The 17,741-nt window shown below is 70.4% G+C and carries 15 protein-coding genes; 3 read left to right on the top strand and 12 right to left on the bottom strand.

From position 1 onward, the window contains the following. Positions 1 to 205 precede the first annotated feature (205 nt). From ACZ6TD_RS42895 to hemA, 3 genes are all read right to left on the bottom strand, one after another. A complete protein-coding gene (locus tag ACZ6TD_RS42895; protein WP_471346950.1) occupies positions 206 to 1,273 on the bottom strand; it encodes an arylcarboxylate reductase in 1,068 nt (355 codons plus the stop codon). After that, complete coding sequence (locus ACZ6TD_RS42890; RefSeq protein ID WP_471346949.1) at positions 1,270 to 1,899, bottom strand: hypothetical protein; 630 nt, start codon at positions 1,897 to 1,899, stop codon at positions 1,270 to 1,272. The genes ACZ6TD_RS42895 and ACZ6TD_RS42890 overlap by 4 nt, the downstream gene beginning before the upstream one ends. Positions 1,900 to 2,470: 571 nt before the next feature. Next, positions 2,471 to 3,691 carry a 5-aminolevulinate synthase gene (hemA, locus tag ACZ6TD_RS42885; RefSeq protein ID WP_471346947.1) on the bottom strand — a complete coding sequence of 407 codons (1,221 nt, stop codon included), beginning with the start codon at positions 3,689 to 3,691 and terminating at the stop codon, positions 2,471 to 2,473. Between the two features lie 254 nt (positions 3,692 to 3,945). On the opposite strand from hemA, the gene ACZ6TD_RS42880 reads away from it, so the two are divergent. From ACZ6TD_RS42880 to ACZ6TD_RS42870, 3 genes are all read left to right on the top strand, one after another. After that, positions 3,946 to 5,487, top strand: coding sequence for a class I adenylate-forming enzyme family protein (locus ACZ6TD_RS42880; protein WP_471346945.1), 1,542 nt, complete (start codon positions 3,946 to 3,948; stop codon positions 5,485 to 5,487). After that, the gene (locus tag ACZ6TD_RS42875) at positions 5,484 to 7,025 is read left to right on the top strand and encodes a long-chain-fatty-acid--CoA ligase (RefSeq protein WP_471346943.1); all 1,542 of its coding nucleotides are present in this window, start codon (positions 5,484 to 5,486) and stop codon (positions 7,023 to 7,025) included. Before ACZ6TD_RS42880 ends, ACZ6TD_RS42875 begins: the two co-directional genes overlap by 4 nt. Positions 7,026 to 7,147: 122 nt before the next feature. Beyond that, positions 7,148 to 8,923, top strand: a complete 1,776-nt coding sequence (locus tag ACZ6TD_RS42870) for a ricin-type beta-trefoil lectin domain protein (RefSeq protein WP_471346941.1) — start codon at positions 7,148 to 7,150, stop codon at positions 8,921 to 8,923. Between the two features lie 11 nt (positions 8,924 to 8,934). Here the strand turns inward: ACZ6TD_RS42870 and ACZ6TD_RS42865 are convergent, their stop codons facing one another. The 9 genes from ACZ6TD_RS42865 to speB form a co-directional block, all read right to left on the bottom strand. Then, complete coding sequence (locus ACZ6TD_RS42865) at positions 8,935 to 9,918, bottom strand: extracellular catalytic domain type 1 short-chain-length polyhydroxyalkanoate depolymerase (RefSeq protein ID WP_471346939.1); 984 nt, start codon at positions 9,916 to 9,918, stop codon at positions 8,935 to 8,937. Between the two features lie 40 nt (positions 9,919 to 9,958). Continuing rightward, entirely contained in the window at positions 9,959 to 10,723 is a 765-nt protein-coding gene (locus tag ACZ6TD_RS42860; RefSeq protein ID WP_137976417.1) for an SGNH/GDSL hydrolase family protein, read from the bottom strand. A gap of 160 nt (positions 10,724 to 10,883) precedes the next feature. Further along, positions 10,884 to 11,405, bottom strand: a complete 522-nt coding sequence (locus tag ACZ6TD_RS42855; RefSeq protein ID WP_471346938.1) for a GNAT family N-acetyltransferase — start codon at positions 11,403 to 11,405, stop codon at positions 10,884 to 10,886. Positions 11,406 to 11,592: 187 nt separating this feature from the next. Next, positions 11,593 to 12,516 carry a polysaccharide pyruvyl transferase family protein gene (locus ACZ6TD_RS42850; protein ID WP_471346936.1) on the bottom strand — a complete coding sequence of 308 codons (924 nt, stop codon included), beginning with the start codon at positions 12,514 to 12,516 and terminating at the stop codon, positions 11,593 to 11,595. 101 nt (positions 12,517 to 12,617) lie between these two features. Further along, a complete protein-coding gene (locus tag ACZ6TD_RS42845; protein ID WP_471346934.1) occupies positions 12,618 to 14,066 on the bottom strand; it encodes a gamma-aminobutyraldehyde dehydrogenase in 1,449 nt (482 codons plus the stop codon). Beyond that, on the bottom strand, positions 14,063 to 14,512 hold the full coding sequence (locus ACZ6TD_RS42840; RefSeq protein WP_471346932.1) for a YybH family protein: 450 nt from the start codon (positions 14,510 to 14,512) through the stop codon (positions 14,063 to 14,065). The genes ACZ6TD_RS42845 and ACZ6TD_RS42840 overlap by 4 nt, the downstream gene beginning before the upstream one ends. 24 nt (positions 14,513 to 14,536) lie before the next feature. Next, positions 14,537 to 15,181, bottom strand: a complete 645-nt coding sequence (locus tag ACZ6TD_RS42835; RefSeq protein ID WP_471346930.1) for a cyclase family protein — start codon at positions 15,179 to 15,181, stop codon at positions 14,537 to 14,539. Between the two features lie 7 nt (positions 15,182 to 15,188). Further along, positions 15,189 to 16,730 (bottom strand): purine-cytosine permease family protein, encoded by a 1,542-nt coding sequence (locus tag ACZ6TD_RS42830; RefSeq protein WP_471346929.1) that lies wholly within the window; start codon positions 16,728 to 16,730, stop codon positions 15,189 to 15,191. After that, positions 16,723 to 17,685: an agmatinase gene (speB, locus tag ACZ6TD_RS42825; RefSeq protein ID WP_471346927.1), complete on the bottom strand. Its 963-nt coding sequence runs from the start codon at positions 17,683 to 17,685 to the stop codon at positions 16,723 to 16,725. Before speB ends, ACZ6TD_RS42830 begins: the two co-directional genes overlap by 8 nt. Positions 17,686 to 17,741: the final 56 nt, after the last annotated feature.

Genomic DNA, 17,741 nt, shown 5'->3' with positions numbered 1-17,741 from the left:
CTGCGCCGCGTCCGGGCAGGACAGCGGGACAGGAGAACGAGATGGCGAAGCGGGCGGGGAACGGACGGGGCATGGGCGGGCGGGGCCCTTCCGCGTGGCGGATGCCACGCGGGGCGCCCATGTCCCGTGGCCGGGTGGCCCGTAGTCCGTGGTTCGCGGACCGTGTTCCCCGGGCTTCGTGGATGGCTTGTGGGTCTGGCGGGGCCTAGTAGATGCCTTCCGGCGCCGATCGCACGACCTGCAGTGGCTTGACGTTGGCGACGCCGTCACACGGCCACTCCGGGCCCGTGTCGTACCGCACCGCGAGGTCGCGCTCCAGCACATTGGGCAGGAAGAGGTCGTCGTGCAGCACCGTCAGCCGGACCTGGCCCTGTTCGCCGTATCCGACCACCTTGGACCAGTCGTCCTTGTCGACGACCGCCATGGTCACCTGCGGGTAGTTCGGCAGGTACGGCATGAGGGCGCCGTCGTCCTCCACGGGCAGGCCCACGGTGTTGCCGAAGGTGTTGGCGTAGGTGACGACCACCAGTCCGCCGCCCAGTGCCTTGTGGAAGGACCTGCGCATGGCGGGGGTGGCGTGTGTCCCGCTGAGCCGTACGCCCTTCAGCCGTGCCACCAGCTCGGGCCTCGCCTTGATCAGTGCCTGCAGCAGGGCCGGGGTGGTGACGAGGTAGTCGACCGGCTGGTGCTCCAGGACCGCGGCGATCTGCTCGGTGATGTGGGCCGTGTACTCCTGCGCGTCCTTCAGTCTGCCGTCGCGGAGCAGCCGCTTGACCCAGCGGGGGTCGAAGTCGATGCCGTACACCCGGCCGTCGTACAGGTCGGCCAGGTCCACGGCGCCGTGTCCGATGAGGTGCGGTCCGGTGGGGGTGGCCTGGAGCCAGGTGCGGCCCGGTTCGAATCCCTCGCGCTCGATCACCCAGCGCCGCCAGGCGGCGCGGTGCTCGAGCATCGGCTCGGTGTAGAACACGCGGCAGGGGTTGCCGGTGGTGCCTCCGGAGTCCCAGATCCGGCCGGTCAGGGGCCGGGGCACGGCCTGGGGCACGAGCTCGGCCGGGTCCAGGGTGCGCAGGTCGCCCAGCGGCATCGGACCGAACGCGGTCAGCTCGTCGTAACGGGTGATGTCCCGTGGGTCGATGGCGAGTTCGGCGGCGCGCTTGAGCCAGTACGGGGTGCCGGTGTCGGGGTCGAAGTGGCGGCGGACGACCCGGCGGGTCCAGGCGTCGATGTCCTGCGACAGCCACTGGTCGATCTGCTCGGTCACGTCCTTCACTGGGTCACCCCGACTTCCGTGGAGGGGAGTTCGATGCCGAAGTCGTAGACCGCGGTCATCGCCTCGAAGACATGGTCCGGAGATTCCACGTGGACCACCGGGAACGCCGCGTTCTGGAAGGTGCCGAACGCGGCGGGGCCGAGCACCAGGCCCAGTTCGGTGCCGCCGTCCTCCAGTCCGCCGATCATGTGCGGGACGCTCACGGGGGCGGTGGGGTTGCGGCGGAAGAGATCGCGGATCTCCTCGGCGGTGGTGAGGGCCTTGCGCTCCATGCACGAGTGCACGGGCACCCGTGGGTCATGGAAGGTCATGGCCTCCAGCGTGGGCTCGAGGAAGTCGCTGATGTGCTGCTGCAGCGGCGAGTGGAAGGCCGCGCCGTGGTCGTCGGACACGTGCAGCGCGCCGGCCGGGAACCCCGCGCCGAACTCCTGGAGCGCGGAGCGGTAGCCGCCCAGCAGCACCATGCGCTCCTGGCCCGTGCCGACCTTCCCCAGGTCGGCGGAGAGATACACATCGCGGACGTCGGCGAGCAGGTCGTCCGGGGCGGTGTCGTAGGGGATCCGCAGCATGGCGACGGCCTGCGGGCCGTTCTCCGCGGCGGGCGGGGGTACTTCCCGCAGTCGCATCAGAAGGGTGAAGAGATCCTGACGCTCGACGGCTCCGGCGAGAGTGGCGCCGACCAGTGCGCCGAAACTCAGTCCGCATACGGCGGCCGGTGTTATGCCGTATTCCTCGGCGAGAACATCCGCAATTCCTAATACGGCGGCAGCCTGACGAATGGCGCCGATCCCTTGTCGGTGCTCCTGTCCGGGTTGCCGTTCTTCTTCGAATATCCGCTGGACGTCGATACCCGTCCACTCGGCGATTCGTTGATAGGTGTGCTGCACACTCGGAAAGAGTTCATACAGCTCTGCGCCGGCTCCCGGCTGATCGTTCATACCGCCGTCGAGGACATACGCAAGCGTCACCCCGAAACCCCCGTTTCCGCCCGTTCGCACCGGGCCAAAGCGTGCCGCATCGCCGCGGCACCCCATGAACTGCTCCCCCGAGATCCCCGTTCCGCTAGCGGGTCTCAAGAATCGCCCAGCTGTTCGCGTGGGCTCATCAAACCTCTCGCCGCCAAGGCGTGTCAAGCAAGATCGACATGCCTTGCACCACCTTTGCCCAACCCCGGTCGGCCTCATTGCGCAACCGCTTTTAGGCGTCCTCGCGAGGGCCGCCGAACTCCTCCCAGACCTGGTCAAGGGCCTTGACGAACATCTCCACCTCGGAGGTGGAATGCACGGCTCCGGGTGCCACCCGCAGGATCTCCTCGCCGGCCCGTACGCTGGGCGCGTTGATCGCCTGCACATAGATGCCGTGCCGCTCCAGCAGCGCCGTGGACATCCGCTTGCACAGGGCCTCGTTCCGCACCAGCACGGACACGATGTGGGTGAGGTCGGAGATGAACGGGATCCGGCGCTCCTTCAGCAGCCGGTGCATCAACTGTGCGTTTGCCCACAGCCGTTCCCTTTCGGCCTCCGAGGAGCGCAGATGGCGGACGGCGGCGAGGGCGGCGGCGGCCACGGCCGGCGGCATCGCGGTGGTGAAGATGAAGGAGCGGGAGAACATCCGCACCGCCTCGATCACCTCCGCCGGGCCCGCGATGTATCCGCCGTTGGTGCCAAAACCCTTGGCCAGCGTGCCCATGATGACGGTGAACCGGTCGGCCAGCCCCTCGCGTGCCGCGATGCCCGCGCCCTGCGGGCCGTACATGCCCACCGCGTGCACCTCGTCGAGGAAGGTCATGGCACCATGGCGCTTGGCGATGTCGGCGATCTCCGCGAGTGGCGCGATGTCGCCGTTCATCGAGTAGACCGACTCGGCGACGATCAACTTGGGCGCGTCGGGGTCGGCGGCGGCGAGCAGCTCCTCGAGGTGCGCGGTGTCGTTGTGCCGGAAGATCCGCTTCTGGGCACCGCTGTGGCGCAGGCCGTCGATGATGGAGGCGTGGTTGAGCGCGTCGGAGAAGACGACGCACCCCTCCATGCGGCCCGCGATGACGGACAGCGCGCCGTCGTTGGCGGTGTAGCCGGAGGTGAACAGCAGCGCGTCGTCCTTGCCGTGGAGCGCGCTGAGCTCCTTCTCCAGAGCTACGTGGTAGTGGTTGGTGCCGCCGATGTTGCGCGAGCCGCCCGCGCCCGCCCCGTACTGGTCGACGGCTTCCTTCATGGCTTCCAGGACGGCGGGGTGCTGGCCCATGCCGAGGTAGTCGTTGCTGCACCAGACGCTGATCCGGGGGGTGTCCTCGACGCCGCTGACGCTGGCGGCGGGGAACTGACCGGCGAGCCGTCCGATCTCCAGGAACTCTCGCTTTCCACCGTCAGAACCCTCGGTGAGGCGCGAAAACAGGTCCAGATATTGGTTCGTCACGTCCACTCACTTCGCTTTTAGGCTACTTGCGGATCGCGCAGAAAGCGGGATGAGCCGTAACGACCCCCCGCCGGCGCCAATCTACATGCGGTCGGCCGTCAATCGGTATGCCGAAAGGCAACCTCCGCACACCCGACCCGGTTTCACGGCAAGAAACTGACGGGTGGATGGAAGAAGGTTGCCATGCCGGGGGCGGGGTGTCATCCTTCAGCGGGAAACGGCACCTTGAACTCATCGGCACACGGCGAACTGGAGTTTCGATGTCTCCGACCGACAATTACGTCCGACGGGTCCTCGAGGCTCTATCGGCCGATTCGGAGCGGGTTGCCCTGCTCCGCGACGATGAGCGGTTCACCGCCGGTGAGTTCACCCGGACCGTGGTCGCGGCGGCGGAATTGCTGCGCCGCCAGATAGCGGAAGAAGAAATTCCGGTCGTGGCCGTGCTGACGGTCGCCAACACCCCGGCCACCATCATTCTGCGCTATGCGGCGAACCTCATCGGTGCCACGGTGGTCCATCTGCACTCCACCAACGCGGTGGATCCCACCGATCAGCTGGCCACCCGCGAGCGGCACGAGATCCTGAAGAAGACCGGCGCCACCTTCCTCGCCGTGGACGAGGAGAACCTGGGCCTGGCCCGGGAGCTGTGCGAGCGTCTGCCGGAGCCGCCCCGGCTCGCCGCGCTGGGCTCCCTCGGCCCCGATGTGCTGGACCTGACCACCGGCGACGCGGACGCCTTCGACCTGACGGTGGTGGAGACCGACCCCGAGCGCCCGGCCGTGGTCCTGTTCACCAGTGGCACCAGCGGCACCCCGAAGGGTGTGACCCTTCCCTTCCGCGTCCGAACTCTCTATCTGCGGGCGGGACTTGAGGCGCCCGGCCCGATCACCTATCTGTCCACACTGCCGGTGAGCCACTCCAACGGCTCCGGCGCCGACCTCGCCCTCGCCTCCGGTGGCACGGTGGTCCTGCACGAGGGCTTCGACGCGAGCGCGGTGCTCGACGCGGTGGAGCGCCACCAGGTGTCCGCGCTCACCCTCACCCCTCCGCAGCTGTACATGCTGGTGGACCACCCGGCCATCAAGGACACCGATCTGTCGAGCATCCAGATCATCTCCTACGGCGGCTGCCCCGCCGCCCCGGCCCGGCTGGCCGAGGCGGTCGAGGTGTTCGGCCCGGTGCTGCTCCAGTTCTACGGCACCACCGAGACCAGCGGGATCAGCCTGCTCGCCCCGCCGGACCACTTCGACCCCGAACTGCGGCTCACCACCGGCCGGCTGACCGCCGAGGTGCGCATCCGCGACCTGGAGGACCAGCGCGATCTGCCGGTGGGCGAGATCGGCGAGATCTGCGTACGGTCGCCGTTCAACATGCTCGGCTACTGGCGCGAGCCGGAGCTGACCGCGGAGACCGTACGCGACGGCTGGGTGTACACCGGCGACCTCGGCTCCCTCGACGAGCGCGGCTATGTGCGGCTGCACGGCCGGGTGGGCGAGGTGATGAAGACCAACGGGATCAAGGTCCATCCCACCGCCGTCGAGAACGCGCTGCTGACCCACCCCGATGTGGCCCAGGCCGCGGTGTACGGAGTGGCCGACGGGGACCGGGTGGAGCACATCCACGCCGCCGTGGTGCTCCGGCCCGGTGGCGCCGCCGACTTCACCTCGCTGCTCGAGCATGTGTCCGGTGAGCTCTCGCCGAAGCATGTGCCGGCCGCCATCACCTTCCACGACGACCTTCCGCTGACCGGTGCGGGCAAGCCGGACAAGCAGCGGCTGGCCGCCCAGCGGGCCGGGGCATGACGCTCACCGCGGCGGCGGTGCTCGCCGAGTCCGCACTGCGGCGCCCGGACCACCCCGCGCTCGTCTTCGGCTCGCGGCGCATCGCCTACCGCGAGCTGTGGGATTCCACCCGGCGGTACGCCGCCGTACTGCGCGACCAGGGCATCGGCCCCGGCGACCGGGTGGCGCTGCTGCTGCCGAACACCCCGCACTTCCCGATGGTGTACTTCGGGGTGCTGGCGCTCGGCGCGGTGGCCGTCCCGGTGCACGGTCTGCTGCGCGCCGATGAGATCGTCCATGTGCTCCGCGACTCGGAGTCGAAGGTGCTGGTGTGCGGGGCGCCGATGCTCACCGAGGGTGCCAAGGGCGCGGAGGTGGCCGGGGTTCCGGTGCTCACCGTGCTGGAGGAGCACGACGGCGGCCGTCCGCGCCTGGACGCCCTCGCCGAAGACGCCGAGCCCATCGAGCGCTGCGCCCCGCGCGAGCCCGGCGACCTCGCCGTGGTCCTGTACACCTCGGGGACCACCGGCCGTCCCAAGGGTGCGATGATCACCCACTTCAACCTGGTGATGAACGTGAGCACCACGATGCGCTCGCCGTTCGACCTCGGCCCCGACGATGTGCTGCTCGGCTGTCTGCCCCTGTTCCACACCTTCGGGCAGACCTGCGGGATGAGCACCACCTTCCTGGCGGGCGGCACGATGGTGCTGATGAGCCGGTTCGACGGCCCCCGGGCGCTGGACCTGATGGTCACCGAGGGGTGCACCGTCTTCATGGGCGTGCCCACGATGTATCTGGCCCTGCTCGACGCCGCCGCCGAGGACCCCCGCCGCCCAGCCCTCGACCGCGCCTTCTCCGGGGGCTCGGCGCTTCCGGTGAAGGTGCTCGAGGACTTCCAGGAGGTCTTCGGCTGCCCGATCTACGAGGGGTACGGGCTGACCGAGGCATCACCGGTGGTCGCCTACAACCAGAAGGCATGGCCGTGTAAACCGGGGACGGTGGGGCGCCCGATCTGGGGCGTCGAGGCGGAGATCGCCGCGGCCGATGTGGAGGACCGCGTCGAGCTGCTGCCGACGGGCGCGGTCGGTGAGATCGTCATCCGGGGCCACAATGTGATGGCCGGTTACCTCAACCGCCCGGAGGCCACGGCCGAGGTGCTGGTCGACGGGTGGTTCCGCTCGGGCGACCTCGGCACCAAGGACGCGGAGGGCTATCTCACCCTCGTGGACCGCAAGAAGGACCTGGTGGTGCGCGGCGGCTACAACGTCTACCCGCGCGAGGTGGAGGACGTGCTGATGCGCCACCCGGCCATCGCCCAAGTGGCCGTCATCGGACTGCCCGACGAGGTGTACGGCGAGGAGGTGTGCGCCGTGGTGCGGCCACGCCCCGGGACCGTTCCGGACGCGGCACTCGGCTCCGGGATCGTGGCGTGGGCCAGGGAGCGGCTCGCCGGGCACAAGTACCCTCGCCGGGTGGAGTTCATCGACTCCTTCCCCCTGGGCCCCAGCGGCAAGGTGCTCAAACGCGAACTCGTCAGCCGCTTCACAACCGGCCGGTAGCCAACCGACCGGTAAAGAATTGTCGCCTCAGGGGAGTTCCTGGCGGATACCTTTACCCGCACCCGCGCCCTCCACCACTATGGGCACTCGTCTCACTGTCGGTGACGCGAGGAGTGGTGAGGGTGACCGACCCGCACGGAACCGAACCCGATGCCACCACCGGGCAGCGGCCGTACGCCCAACTGTCCGACACGGAGCTCACCGAGCGGATACGCTCCGGGGCGCCCACCGCCCTCCCCGCCACCCAGGAGCTGAGGGAGCGCCACCTTCCGGCGGTGCTGTCCTACGCCCGGCTCTGCGGCAGGACGCAGGCCGACGCCGACCAACTCGCCGACCTGTCCTTCGGCCTCGCCGCGCAGGAGACCTGTCGCGGTATCGATCCCTGGGGGCCGTGGCGCCACCATCTGCTGCTCCTCGTCCAGCGGGTGGCCGCCACCTGGGCGGAGGGCAGCCGTGAGGAGCGGCTGGATCCCGCGTTCGCCGAGTGGCTCGGCCACTACGGTATCGCCACCGGCGGTGAGGCCGGACGTCCGAGGCCGAGGGAACGTTCGGCCATGCTCGGCGGCTTCCTCACCCTCTCGGCGCGCACCCGCGATGTCCTGTGGTACAGCGTCGTGGAGGAGGAGCCCGACACGGTGGTGGCCACCTTCGCGGGGGTGGCGCCGCACACCGTCCCCACGCTCCGCGAAACGGCTCGGAGTGCGCTGCGCGAGGCGTGGCTGCGGACCCATCTGGAGCGTGGCGGCGAGCAGACGTGTCAGGGGTTCCGGGGCCTCATCGAGGCGGCCGTACGGCCGGAGAACCCCCGGCGCTGCGACGACCTGGACCGCCATCTGTCCGGCTGCCTTTCGTGTGCCGGGGTGTACGGCGACCTGATACGGATGGACGAGGATCCCCGGCCCGTGATCGCCGATGGGCTCCTGGGGTGGGGCGGAACGTCCTATGTCACGGCGGACTCGGTCGGCGGTGTGCCGTCCGTGGGTTCGGCGGCGCCGTCGCCCGCGGAGCCGCCGCGGCCGGAGCCTCCCTCGGTCCCCGCTCCCCCGCCGTCGTATTCCCCGGTGGGGCCCACCGGTGTCGCGGGAGTCGCGGCGAATGCGCCGATGGACGGCGGGTCCGTGGGACGTTGGCGCCCACGGGCCTGGACGGGCTCCCGACCGGGCACGACGGCCGCGCTGGTCGCGGTGGTGGCCGTGGCGGCGGTGGCCCTCACCGTCGCCCTCCTGGTGTCCGACGGGGACGACATGGCCCCGGCCGGTCGCGCGAACACCCCTGCGCCCACGGCCACCCCGGCGGCTCCTTCGTCGGAGCCGACGACGAATCCACCGGCTCCGACGAAGAGGCCACAGCGCCCGCCGAACCCCGGTGGCATGACCGAACCGTCCACGACCGCTCCCGCCTCCCCTCCCCCGGGCACCGCCCCGGCGCCCGTCGCCCCGATTCCGGACGACAGCTACACGGCGGTGATCAACGCCGCCTCCGGGCTCTGTCTGGACATCCGCGATCAGCAGTTGGAGAAGCGCACGGACGCGATTCTGGCCCCGTGCAGCGGGACCGACACCCAGCGGTGGCGGCTGGACTCCGAGGGGCTGCTGCACACCGAGGCCGACCCCGACTTCTGTCTGGACTCGCGCGGGGACACCGACCGGGGTGTCGGCATCTGGCCGTGCTCCTCCGCCGACGGCGACAACGGCGAGAACCTGCGGTTCGCGGTCGACCGCGACGGGGTGATCCGCCCTCATATCGCACCGGACTTCGCCGTCACCCCGGACGGCGACGGCCCCGACAGCGAGGTCGAGCTGCGCTCGGCCGAGGACCGCGACGACCAGCGGTGGAACGCCGGCCTCGGGGATGCCTCGGCCGATGTGTCGGTGTCGGACGCCACCCCGGCGCGGTGACCGTCAGCGGGTCATCCGGCGTCCAGGCCGAAGAAGGTGATGGCCCGTGCGGCCATCCCGGCGCTCGGGAGGGAGTGTCCGATGCCCTGAACGCTGATCGCCTCAACGGGGGCCTGGCTGCCCGTGGCGCCGTAGCGGGTACGGGTCCAGGAGGACTGCGGATGGTCCGTGAAGGCGGGGGTCTGGCTCACCCCGAGCACATGGGTCCACTGCTTGATCTCCTCGCCGAAGTTCGGATAGCGCAGGGTGCCGTCCGCGGTGCCGTGCCACAACTGCATCCTCGGCCTGGCGCCCTGGTATCCGGGGTAGGCCCCGCGCACGAGATCGCCCCACGCCTGCGGTGTCTTGGTGATGGTGCCGTTCGCGCAGGCGGTGTTCCAGCCGGATCCGTCGGTGGTGGCGAAACAGCCGAAGGGCACGCCCGAGAACGCCGCGCCCGCCTTGAACACATCCGGGTAGTCGCCCAGCAGGACGTTGGTCATCATGGCGCCCGACGAGGCGCCGGTGACGTACACCCGGTTGGGGTCGGCGTTGTGGCGCTGCTGGGCGTAGCGGACCATCGAGACGATGCCCACCGGGTCACTGCCGCCGTCGTGCCGCAGCGCCTGCGGGGAGGAGACGTCGAAGCAGGCGCCGCTTCTGGTGGCGGAGGGATAGATGACGATGAAGCCGTACCGGTCGGCCAGGGAGGCGAACTCGGTACCGGAGTAGAACGCGGGCCCCGAGCCCGTGCAGTAGTGCACCGCCACGAGGACGGCGGGCCGTGCCGCGACGTTGTTCGGCACGTACTCGTACATGCGGAGGTTGCTCGGATTGTTTCCGAAGCCCGTGACCTCGGTGAGCGAGGCCGCTGCCGCGGGTGACGGTGCCAGCAGGAACAGCGAGGCGAGCAGCGGCAGTACGCCGCCGAGTAACGCCGCGGCCATCGACCTCGGTGTCCTTCGGCGGCGTCCGGGCGTGCGCGTGGTCGCCGCCGAGGCGGGGATGTGGTTCATGTGACGGTCCTTCCTGGGCTGTGACGGTGAACGGGGCGGCTCATGCCGCCCGTGCGGCCGACCCGTTGCCATGCGCCCCGGACCCGGTGGTGGTGAACGAGGGGTTGCCGATGCTGCCCGGCACCGACTGCAGCGCCCGCCACCAGACGTCGGCCATCTTGTTGTAGCCAGTGGCGTTGGGGTGCACTCCGTCGGCCAGGTCCGCGGGCGTCAATGCGCTGTACATGTCAACCAGATGAACGTGCTTCCCCGCGTTGACCTTGCTCTGCACGATGCCGGGGATCGCCGCGTTGTATGCCCGCACGACCGAGTCGCTGAAGCCCAGCGGGGTGATGGTGGCGACGAAGAGCTCCGCGTTCGGCGCTTGGGCGGTGATGTGGTCGATCAGGGTGGAGAGCCTGGCGGGCGCCCCGGCGGGGTTGCTGCCATAGATGTCATTGGTCCCGATGTGCAGCAGGATCGTGTGCGGGTTCTGGGTGCGCAGCCAGTTCACGACGTTGTCGTCGATCTGCTGGATCGTCCAGCCGGAGTGGCCCTCGTGGTCGTGATCACCGAGGCCCGACGGGCCGTTGAAGAGCGAGCCCACGAAGTCGACCTTGTAACGGCCCGCCGTGAACTTCTGCCACAGTCCGACGCGGTAACCGCCCGGGACGTTGAACCCGTCGGTGATCGAGTCGCCCAGCGGCATGACCTTCACGCCGCCGTTGGACTCGGCGTGGGCCGTGCCGACGCCGAGCGGGACGAGAACGGCGAGGAACGCGAGTAAGGAGATCAGGGCGGCGAGCGGATGTCTGGTGCGTGCCATGCGCTTTCCTTTCGGCGGTCCATGAGGTTCAGTTGGGCGGCCACGGGGCGGGTACGGGCGCCCTGGTGCCGTGGAACACATCAATGGGAGACATGGGAGCGCTCCCATATTGGTGTAGGGCAGCGCTCCACCACCGTCAAGCCCTCTCTCGCCCTCGTCCTCAATCCGCCCGCGGATGAACGGTGAGCTGTCGGCGGAAGCACACCCGGTGCTGCCCCGGGCCGTCGTAATCGCCGTGTACGGGAAGGCCGTTGACCTCACGGTCGCCCTCCTCGAGCGTGAACCCCATCGCCCGGTGGAAGGCCACGGACCCGGTGTTCAGCGGCGAGGTGATGGCCTGCACCTCACGGCGGCCCGCCTCGGCGGCGCGCTCGAAGAACGCCGTGTAGAGCCTGCGGCCCACGCCCTGTCCGCGCAGCTCGGGGGCCACCCCGACGAAGTGGATGTACGCCCCGTGGTCGTTGTCCGCGGAGTGGAAACCCACGAGGAACGCCTTGACCCCGTCGCCGTCCTCCAGCACCAGGCTGGTGCCGGAGAAGAACTGCAGAAACAGCCTGGGCAACAGCAGGGACAGCTCACGGGCCTGGTCGGGGGTGCGTGAGTCGCCCCACCAGTTCCGTACGCACTCGACGATCGTCCCGTGGTCGGAGACATGGGCCCGGCGCAGTGTCATCTCGCTCATGGCGCACCAGGCTAAGGGGTGTCCGACGGATCGTGACGCCTGCGGCGGGCTGTTCCCCCCGGCCCCTTCCCGACTACTGGGGCTACGCCCCGGCCCCCGGGTCCAGCGAACCCCCGGCCACGCGGCGGACACCCCATGGTCCGGCCGGCCCCGCGCGGGTTGAACCACGCTTCCGCGACGGCTCACTTCAGCCGGCCGCCGACAGCGCCTTCAGCAACGCGTCCGTGGCGTCCGCGGCCGCGCCGTGCGCGGGCGTGCCCAGGAACTCGCGCCGCCGCCGCTCGGCCAGCGCGCGTCCCGAGGTCAGACACCATCGCCACCACCGTTCCAGTTCGTCGGGGTGGAGCTGTCCGGCGCCGAGCGTGGCGGGCCAGTCGACGGCCCGCGCCTGGGCGCTCAGCTTCGCCCCGCCCTCGACGGGGTCCACCGCCAGCGCCGGAACACCCGACCGCAGCGCCACGACCAGGCCGTGCAGCCGGTCGGTGACCACGACGTCGAGCCGCCGCACCACGGACTCGAACTGCTCCGGAGTGGCGCACAGGCGCCAGTCGTGGGTGTCCAGACGGGTGGTGAGCTCCAGCCGCGCGCAGTCCTTGGAGGCGAGCCAGCGGGTCAGGCCCGCCGCCACCTCGTCATGGCGCCGTGCCTGCCCGTACTCGCCCTGCCCATGGGTGAGGATCACGCCCACGACCGGTGTGGCGGTGACGGCGGGAGCACCGGCGGCGAGGTCGCGCACCGGCGGCACATCACCGGGCGTGTCGCGCGGGATGACATGGTGGAAACCGCTGACCGCCGGGGACGAGGCGTCGATCACGGAGGTGCCGACGGCGATGCGGACACACGTCCGGAACCGGGTGTGCAACTCCTCGATCTGGGAGCCGTGCAGCGGTCCGCACAGGAACACCAGATGGGAGTAGGAGTTCTCGGCCGCTTCGGGCAGATGCAGCGCGTCGGCCCGGTAGCCCGGACTCCAGGCCACGTCGTACGGGATCCCGGCGTGGTCCAGGACGGCGCGCACCCGGTGCAGGGCCAGCACATCGCCCGCGGTGGCCTCGCCGTGCAGGAAGCTGAACCAGCCGGTGAGCAGGACTTTCCGTGCGCTCCTCGTCATGCCGCCCTTCTCTCTTCCGGATCCGAGTGCGAACGGTCGCCTTCCATCATCACCGCGCCGGGGCGGCGGCGCGGTGATGACAGGCCGGAGGGGGGCGGATCTCAGAAGGCCGTCATGACGTGCTTGACGCGGGTGTAGTCCTCGAAGCCGTACGCGGAGAGGTCCTTGCCGTAGCCGGACTTCTTGTAGCCGCCGTGCGGCATCTCGGCGGCGAGGATCATATGGGTGTTGATCCAGACGCAGCCGAAGTCCAGGGCCTTGGACATCCGCATCGCGCGGGCGTGGTCCTTGGTCCACACCGAGGAGGCCAGCGCGTACTCCACGCCGTTGGCGTACGCGACGGCCTCGGCCTCGTCGCGGAAGGACTGCACGGTGATGACCGGGCCGAAGACCTCGTTCTGGATGATCTCGTCGTCCTGCTCGAGGCCGGAGACCACGGTGGGCGCGTAGAAGAAGCCCTTGTCGCCGACCCGGTGGCCGCCCGTCTCAACGGTGGCGTGGGCGGGCAGCCGGTCGATGAAGCCGGTGACCTGGGCCAGTTGGCCGGCGTTGTTCAACGGGCCGTACAGCACGTCCTCGTCGTCGATGCCACCGCCGGTCCTGATCGCGGCGGCGGCCTTGGCGAGCGCGCTCACGAACGCGTCGTGGATCGACTCGTGGACGAGGATACGCGTGGCCGCGGTGCAGTCCTGTCCGGCGTTGAAGAATCCGGCGAGGGAGATGCCCTCCACGGCCGCCGCGATATCGGCGTCCTCGAAGACCACCGCCGGAGCCTTGCCGCCCAGTTCGAGGTGGACCCGCTTGATGTCCTTCGCCGCCGAGGCGGCGACCTGCATGCCCGCGCGCACCGAGCCGGTGATGGCCGCCATCGCCGGGGTGGGGTGCTCGACCATCAGCCGGCCGGTCTCGCGGTCGCCGCACACCACGTTGAAGACGCCGGCCGGAAGGCCCATCTCCTCGAGGATGTCGCCGATGATGCCCGCGAGCAGAACGGTGGAGGCGGGGGTGGTGTCCGACGGCTTGAGGACGACGGTGTTGCCCGCGGCGAGGGCCGGGGCGAACTTCCAGACGCCCATCATCAACGGGTAGTTCCACGGCGCGACCTGGGCGCACACCCCGATCGGCTCACGCCGGACGATCGAGGTCAGACCCTCCATGTACTCGCCCGCCGACCGGCCCTCCAGCAGACGCGCGGCTCCGGCGAAGAACCGGATCTGGTCGACGATCGGGGCGATCTCCTCGGTGAGGGTGAGGGCGCGCGGCTTTCCGGTGTTGCGGCACTCCGCGTCCGCGATCTCCTCCGCCCGCGCCTCGACCGCGTCCGCGATCTTCAGCAGCAGCTTCTGCCGGGTGGACGGGGTGGCATCGCGCCAGGCGGGGAAGGCCGCCGCGGCGGCGGCCATCGCGGCGTCGACGTCGGCGGCGCCGGACCGGGGCGAGGTGGCGTACACCTCGCCGGTGACGGGGTCGGTGACCTCCAGGCGGCGGCCGTCGGCCGCGTCGGTGTACTCGCCGTCGATGTGGTTGCGCAGTACGAGAAGCTCGCTCATCGTTCCGTTTCCGTGATCGTGGCCGTGGCCGCCGTCGTGGGAGTGGCCGTGGCCGTCGTCGTGCCGGTCGCTGCCGAGAGGTGTTCGTGCACGGCCAGCCAGTGGCCGTGGGTCTGACGGCGGAAGACAATGGTCTCGCGCTCGTGGGTGGTCTCCGCACCGGCCGTGGTGCTCACCGTGGTCTCCACCCGGTGGGTGAACACCGCGGTGTCACCGAGGTGTTGGACCAGCCGGTCGGTGGAGGTGCAGGACAGGACGCGGAAGTCGTCCTCCGCGGCCCAGCGGTCCCACAGGGCCCGGTAGTCCGCGGTGGAGGTGAGGCGTTCGGGGGTGGTGTGGAAGACGAATGTGGCGTTGGGCGCGAACGCCGCGAAGTAGTCGTCGAGGCGGCCTTCGCCGAACGCCGCCACCAGGGCGTCGGCGGCCCGCAGAACCTCGTCGTGCATGGGGTGGTACTCCTTGCGTGTGGTTCAGCCGACGCGGGCCACGGCCCGTACCGGGGCGCCGTCGGCGGCGGGGAGCCGCAGCGGCAGCAGGGAGACCTCGATGGGCTCTCCCGCCGTCTGTGCGTCGAGCAGGGGGTCGAGACCGGTGAGGTTCTCGGCGATGACGGCGTGGGCGCCGCACAGGATCCGGTGGGCGGGAAGGTCGTCGGCGGGGGTGGCATCGACGCTCAGCGCGTCGATGCCGACGGTGCGGATCCCGGCGTCCACCAGGAGTTCGGCGGCCTGCGGGGTCAGATACGGATGAGCGAGGTAGTCGTCGTGGCCCCAGTGCCGCGACCAGCCGGTGGCCACCAGCACGATGACCCCGGCCCGCAGCCGGCCCTCGAACAGGGACGGTCCAAGTGGTGTCCGGGGCTCCGCGCCACGGGCGTCCACCACCACCGCCCCGCCCCAGAAGCGCTCCAGGGGCAGCCGGTCCAGGGTGGGCAGCGCGTCGTCGATGTGGAACGGGGCGTCGACATGGGTGCCGGACTGCGACCCCATGTCCAGGTGCAGCACGTTCACCCCGTCGGCGGCGACGCTCAGCGCGGGGGCGATGGCCACCCGCGGATCGCCGGGGTAGACCGGCATGCCCGTGGCTACGGGTACGGAGAGGTCGATGAGGCGCACGGTGGCTTCACGCCCCTTCCGCCACCGCGGGCACGGGCGCGCCGGTCTCCGTGGTGATCGGCGCTACGGGCGCGTCCGAGGCGCGGACCAGCCGCGGCCCCTCCGGCCCGTACACCTCGCGCGGCTCGGGGAAGAGCCACAGCAGCGCCAGATAGAGGAGCGAGGCGGTGGCGAGGCCCACCGGCAGCGAGATGTCCGCGCCGTCGGCCAGATCGCCGCACACCCCGACGAACTGGCCGGGGACGTTGACGAACAGCAGGGCGAGCACCGCCGCGGTCAGCCAGGCGCCCATGCCACGCCAGTTCCAGCCGTGGTGGAACCAGTAGCGGCCGCCGCGCTGGCGCCGGTTGAACACCTGGAGCGAATCGGGGTCGTACCAGCCGCGCCGGGTCACATAGCCGAGCACCATGATGACCATCCAGGGGGCGGTACAGGTGATGATCAGCGTGGCGAAGGTGGAGATGGACTGGGACAGATTGGCGGCGAACCGGCCGAGGAAGATGAACCCGATCGAGAGCACCCCGACGAACAGGGTGGCCTGCACCCGGCTGAACCGGGTGAACACACTGGAGAAGTCCAGACCGGTGCCGTAGAGCGAGGTGGTGCCGGTGGACATGCCGCCGATGAGGGCGAGCAGGCACACCGGCAGGAAGTACCAGCCGGGCGAGATGGCCAGCAGTCCGCCGACGTAGTTCGGCGCGCCCGCGTCCATGTACGGCGCGGCCTTCTTGGCGATGATCGAGGCGGTGGCCAGGCCGAAGAAGAACGGCAGGACGGTGGCGATCTGCGAGGCGAACGCCGCCGTGACGACCTTGCGGCGCGAGGTGTCGGCGGGGATGTAGCGCGCCCAGTCGCCGAGGAAGGCGCCGAAGGACACCGGGTTGGACAGCACGATCAGCGCCGAGCCGATGAACGCGGGCCAGAACCCGGCCGTGGACGTCGAGGGGAACGCCCCCTGGTAGCCGGGGTCGAAGTCACCCGCGAAGGCGAAGAAGCCGAGGACGAACAGCGTCGAGGCCGCCACCACCGCGATCTTGTTGACGAAGAGCATGAACCGGAAGCCGTACACGCACACCGTCAGCACCAGCAGCGCGAAGACGCCGTAGGCGAGGGCGAACACGGCGTCGTTCTGCGGTACGCCCATCAGCCGGTGGGCGCCGCCGACCAGCGCGTCGCCGGAGGACCACACCGAGATGGAGAAGAACGCGATGGCGGTGAGCAGCGACAGGAACGAGCCGACGATCCGCCCGTGCACTCCCAGGTGCGCCGAGGACGAGACCGCGTTGTTGGTGCCGTTGCACGGGCCGAACACCGCGAGCGGGGCGAGGATCAGGGAGCCGCCCACCACGCCGAGCACGGTGGCCGCCAGGCCCTGCCGGAAGGAGAGCCCGAAGAGGATCGGAAAGGCGCCGAGCACGCAGGTGGCGAAGGTGTTGGCGCCGCCGAACGCGACGCGGAACAGGTCGAAGGGGGTCGCGCTGCGGTCCGCGTCGGGGATGCGCTCGACCCCGTAAGCCTCGACCTCGGTCAGTGCCGGGGAGTCACTCATCCGGCTTCTCCCGCTTCCCTTGGAGTGCGAGCAGGCTGATCAGGTCGTAGGCGACGTGGGAGGCCGCGACCGAGGTGATCTCGGCGTGGTCGTAGGCGGGCGCCACCTCCACCACGTCCGCGCCCACCAGACGGCATCCGGCCAGTCCGCGCAGGATCTCCAGGAGCTCGCGCGAGGTCAGGCCGCCGGCCTCGGGGGTACCGGTGCCGGGGGCGTGGGCCGGGTCGAGGCAGTCGATGTCGATGGAGATGTACAGCGGCCGGTCGCCGATGCGCTGCCGCAGCTGGTCGGCCACCTCGTCGGCGCCGCGCCGGTAGACATCGGCGGAGGTGACGATGCCGAAGCCCAGCTTCTCGTCCTCGGTGAGGTCCTGCTTGCCGTACAGCGGGCCGCGGGTGCCGACGTGCGAGAGCGCGGAGGTGTCGACGATGCCCTCCTCCACGGCCCGGCGGAACGGGGTGCCGTGGGTGTGCTCGGCGCCGAAGTAGGTGTCCCAGGTGTCCAGGTGGGCGTCGAAGTGGAGCACCGCGACCGGGCCGTGCCGCCGCGCGGCGGCGCGCAGCAGCGGAAGTGCGATGGTGTGGTCGCCGCCGATGGTGACCAGGCGGGTTCCCTCGGCCTGGAGGCTGCCCGCGGCGTCCTGGATGGTCTCGATGGCCTCGCCGATGTCGAAGGGGTTGACGGCGATGTCACCGGCGTCGGCCACCTGCTGGGTGGCGAACGGGGACACGTCCAGGCCCGGGTGGTAGGGGCGCAGCAGCCGGCTGGCCTCGCGGACCGCGGCGGGCCCGAAGCGGGCGCCGGGGCGGTAGGAGACACCGCCGTCGAACGGGACGCCCACCACCGCCACGTCGGCCCCCGCGACCTCGTCGAGGCGGGGCAGCCTGGCGAAGGTGGCCGGGCCGGCGAAGCGCGGGACCCGGGAGGAGTCGACGGGCCCTCGGGGTTCGGTCATGGTGTCGCAGTCCCTTCTTGACGTGCGTCGGTGGGGTCCGGTCGAGCGAGTCTGCA

Source organism: Streptomyces yongxingensis (assembly GCF_055597465.1).
This window is presented reverse-complemented; position numbering and strand designations above follow the sequence as displayed.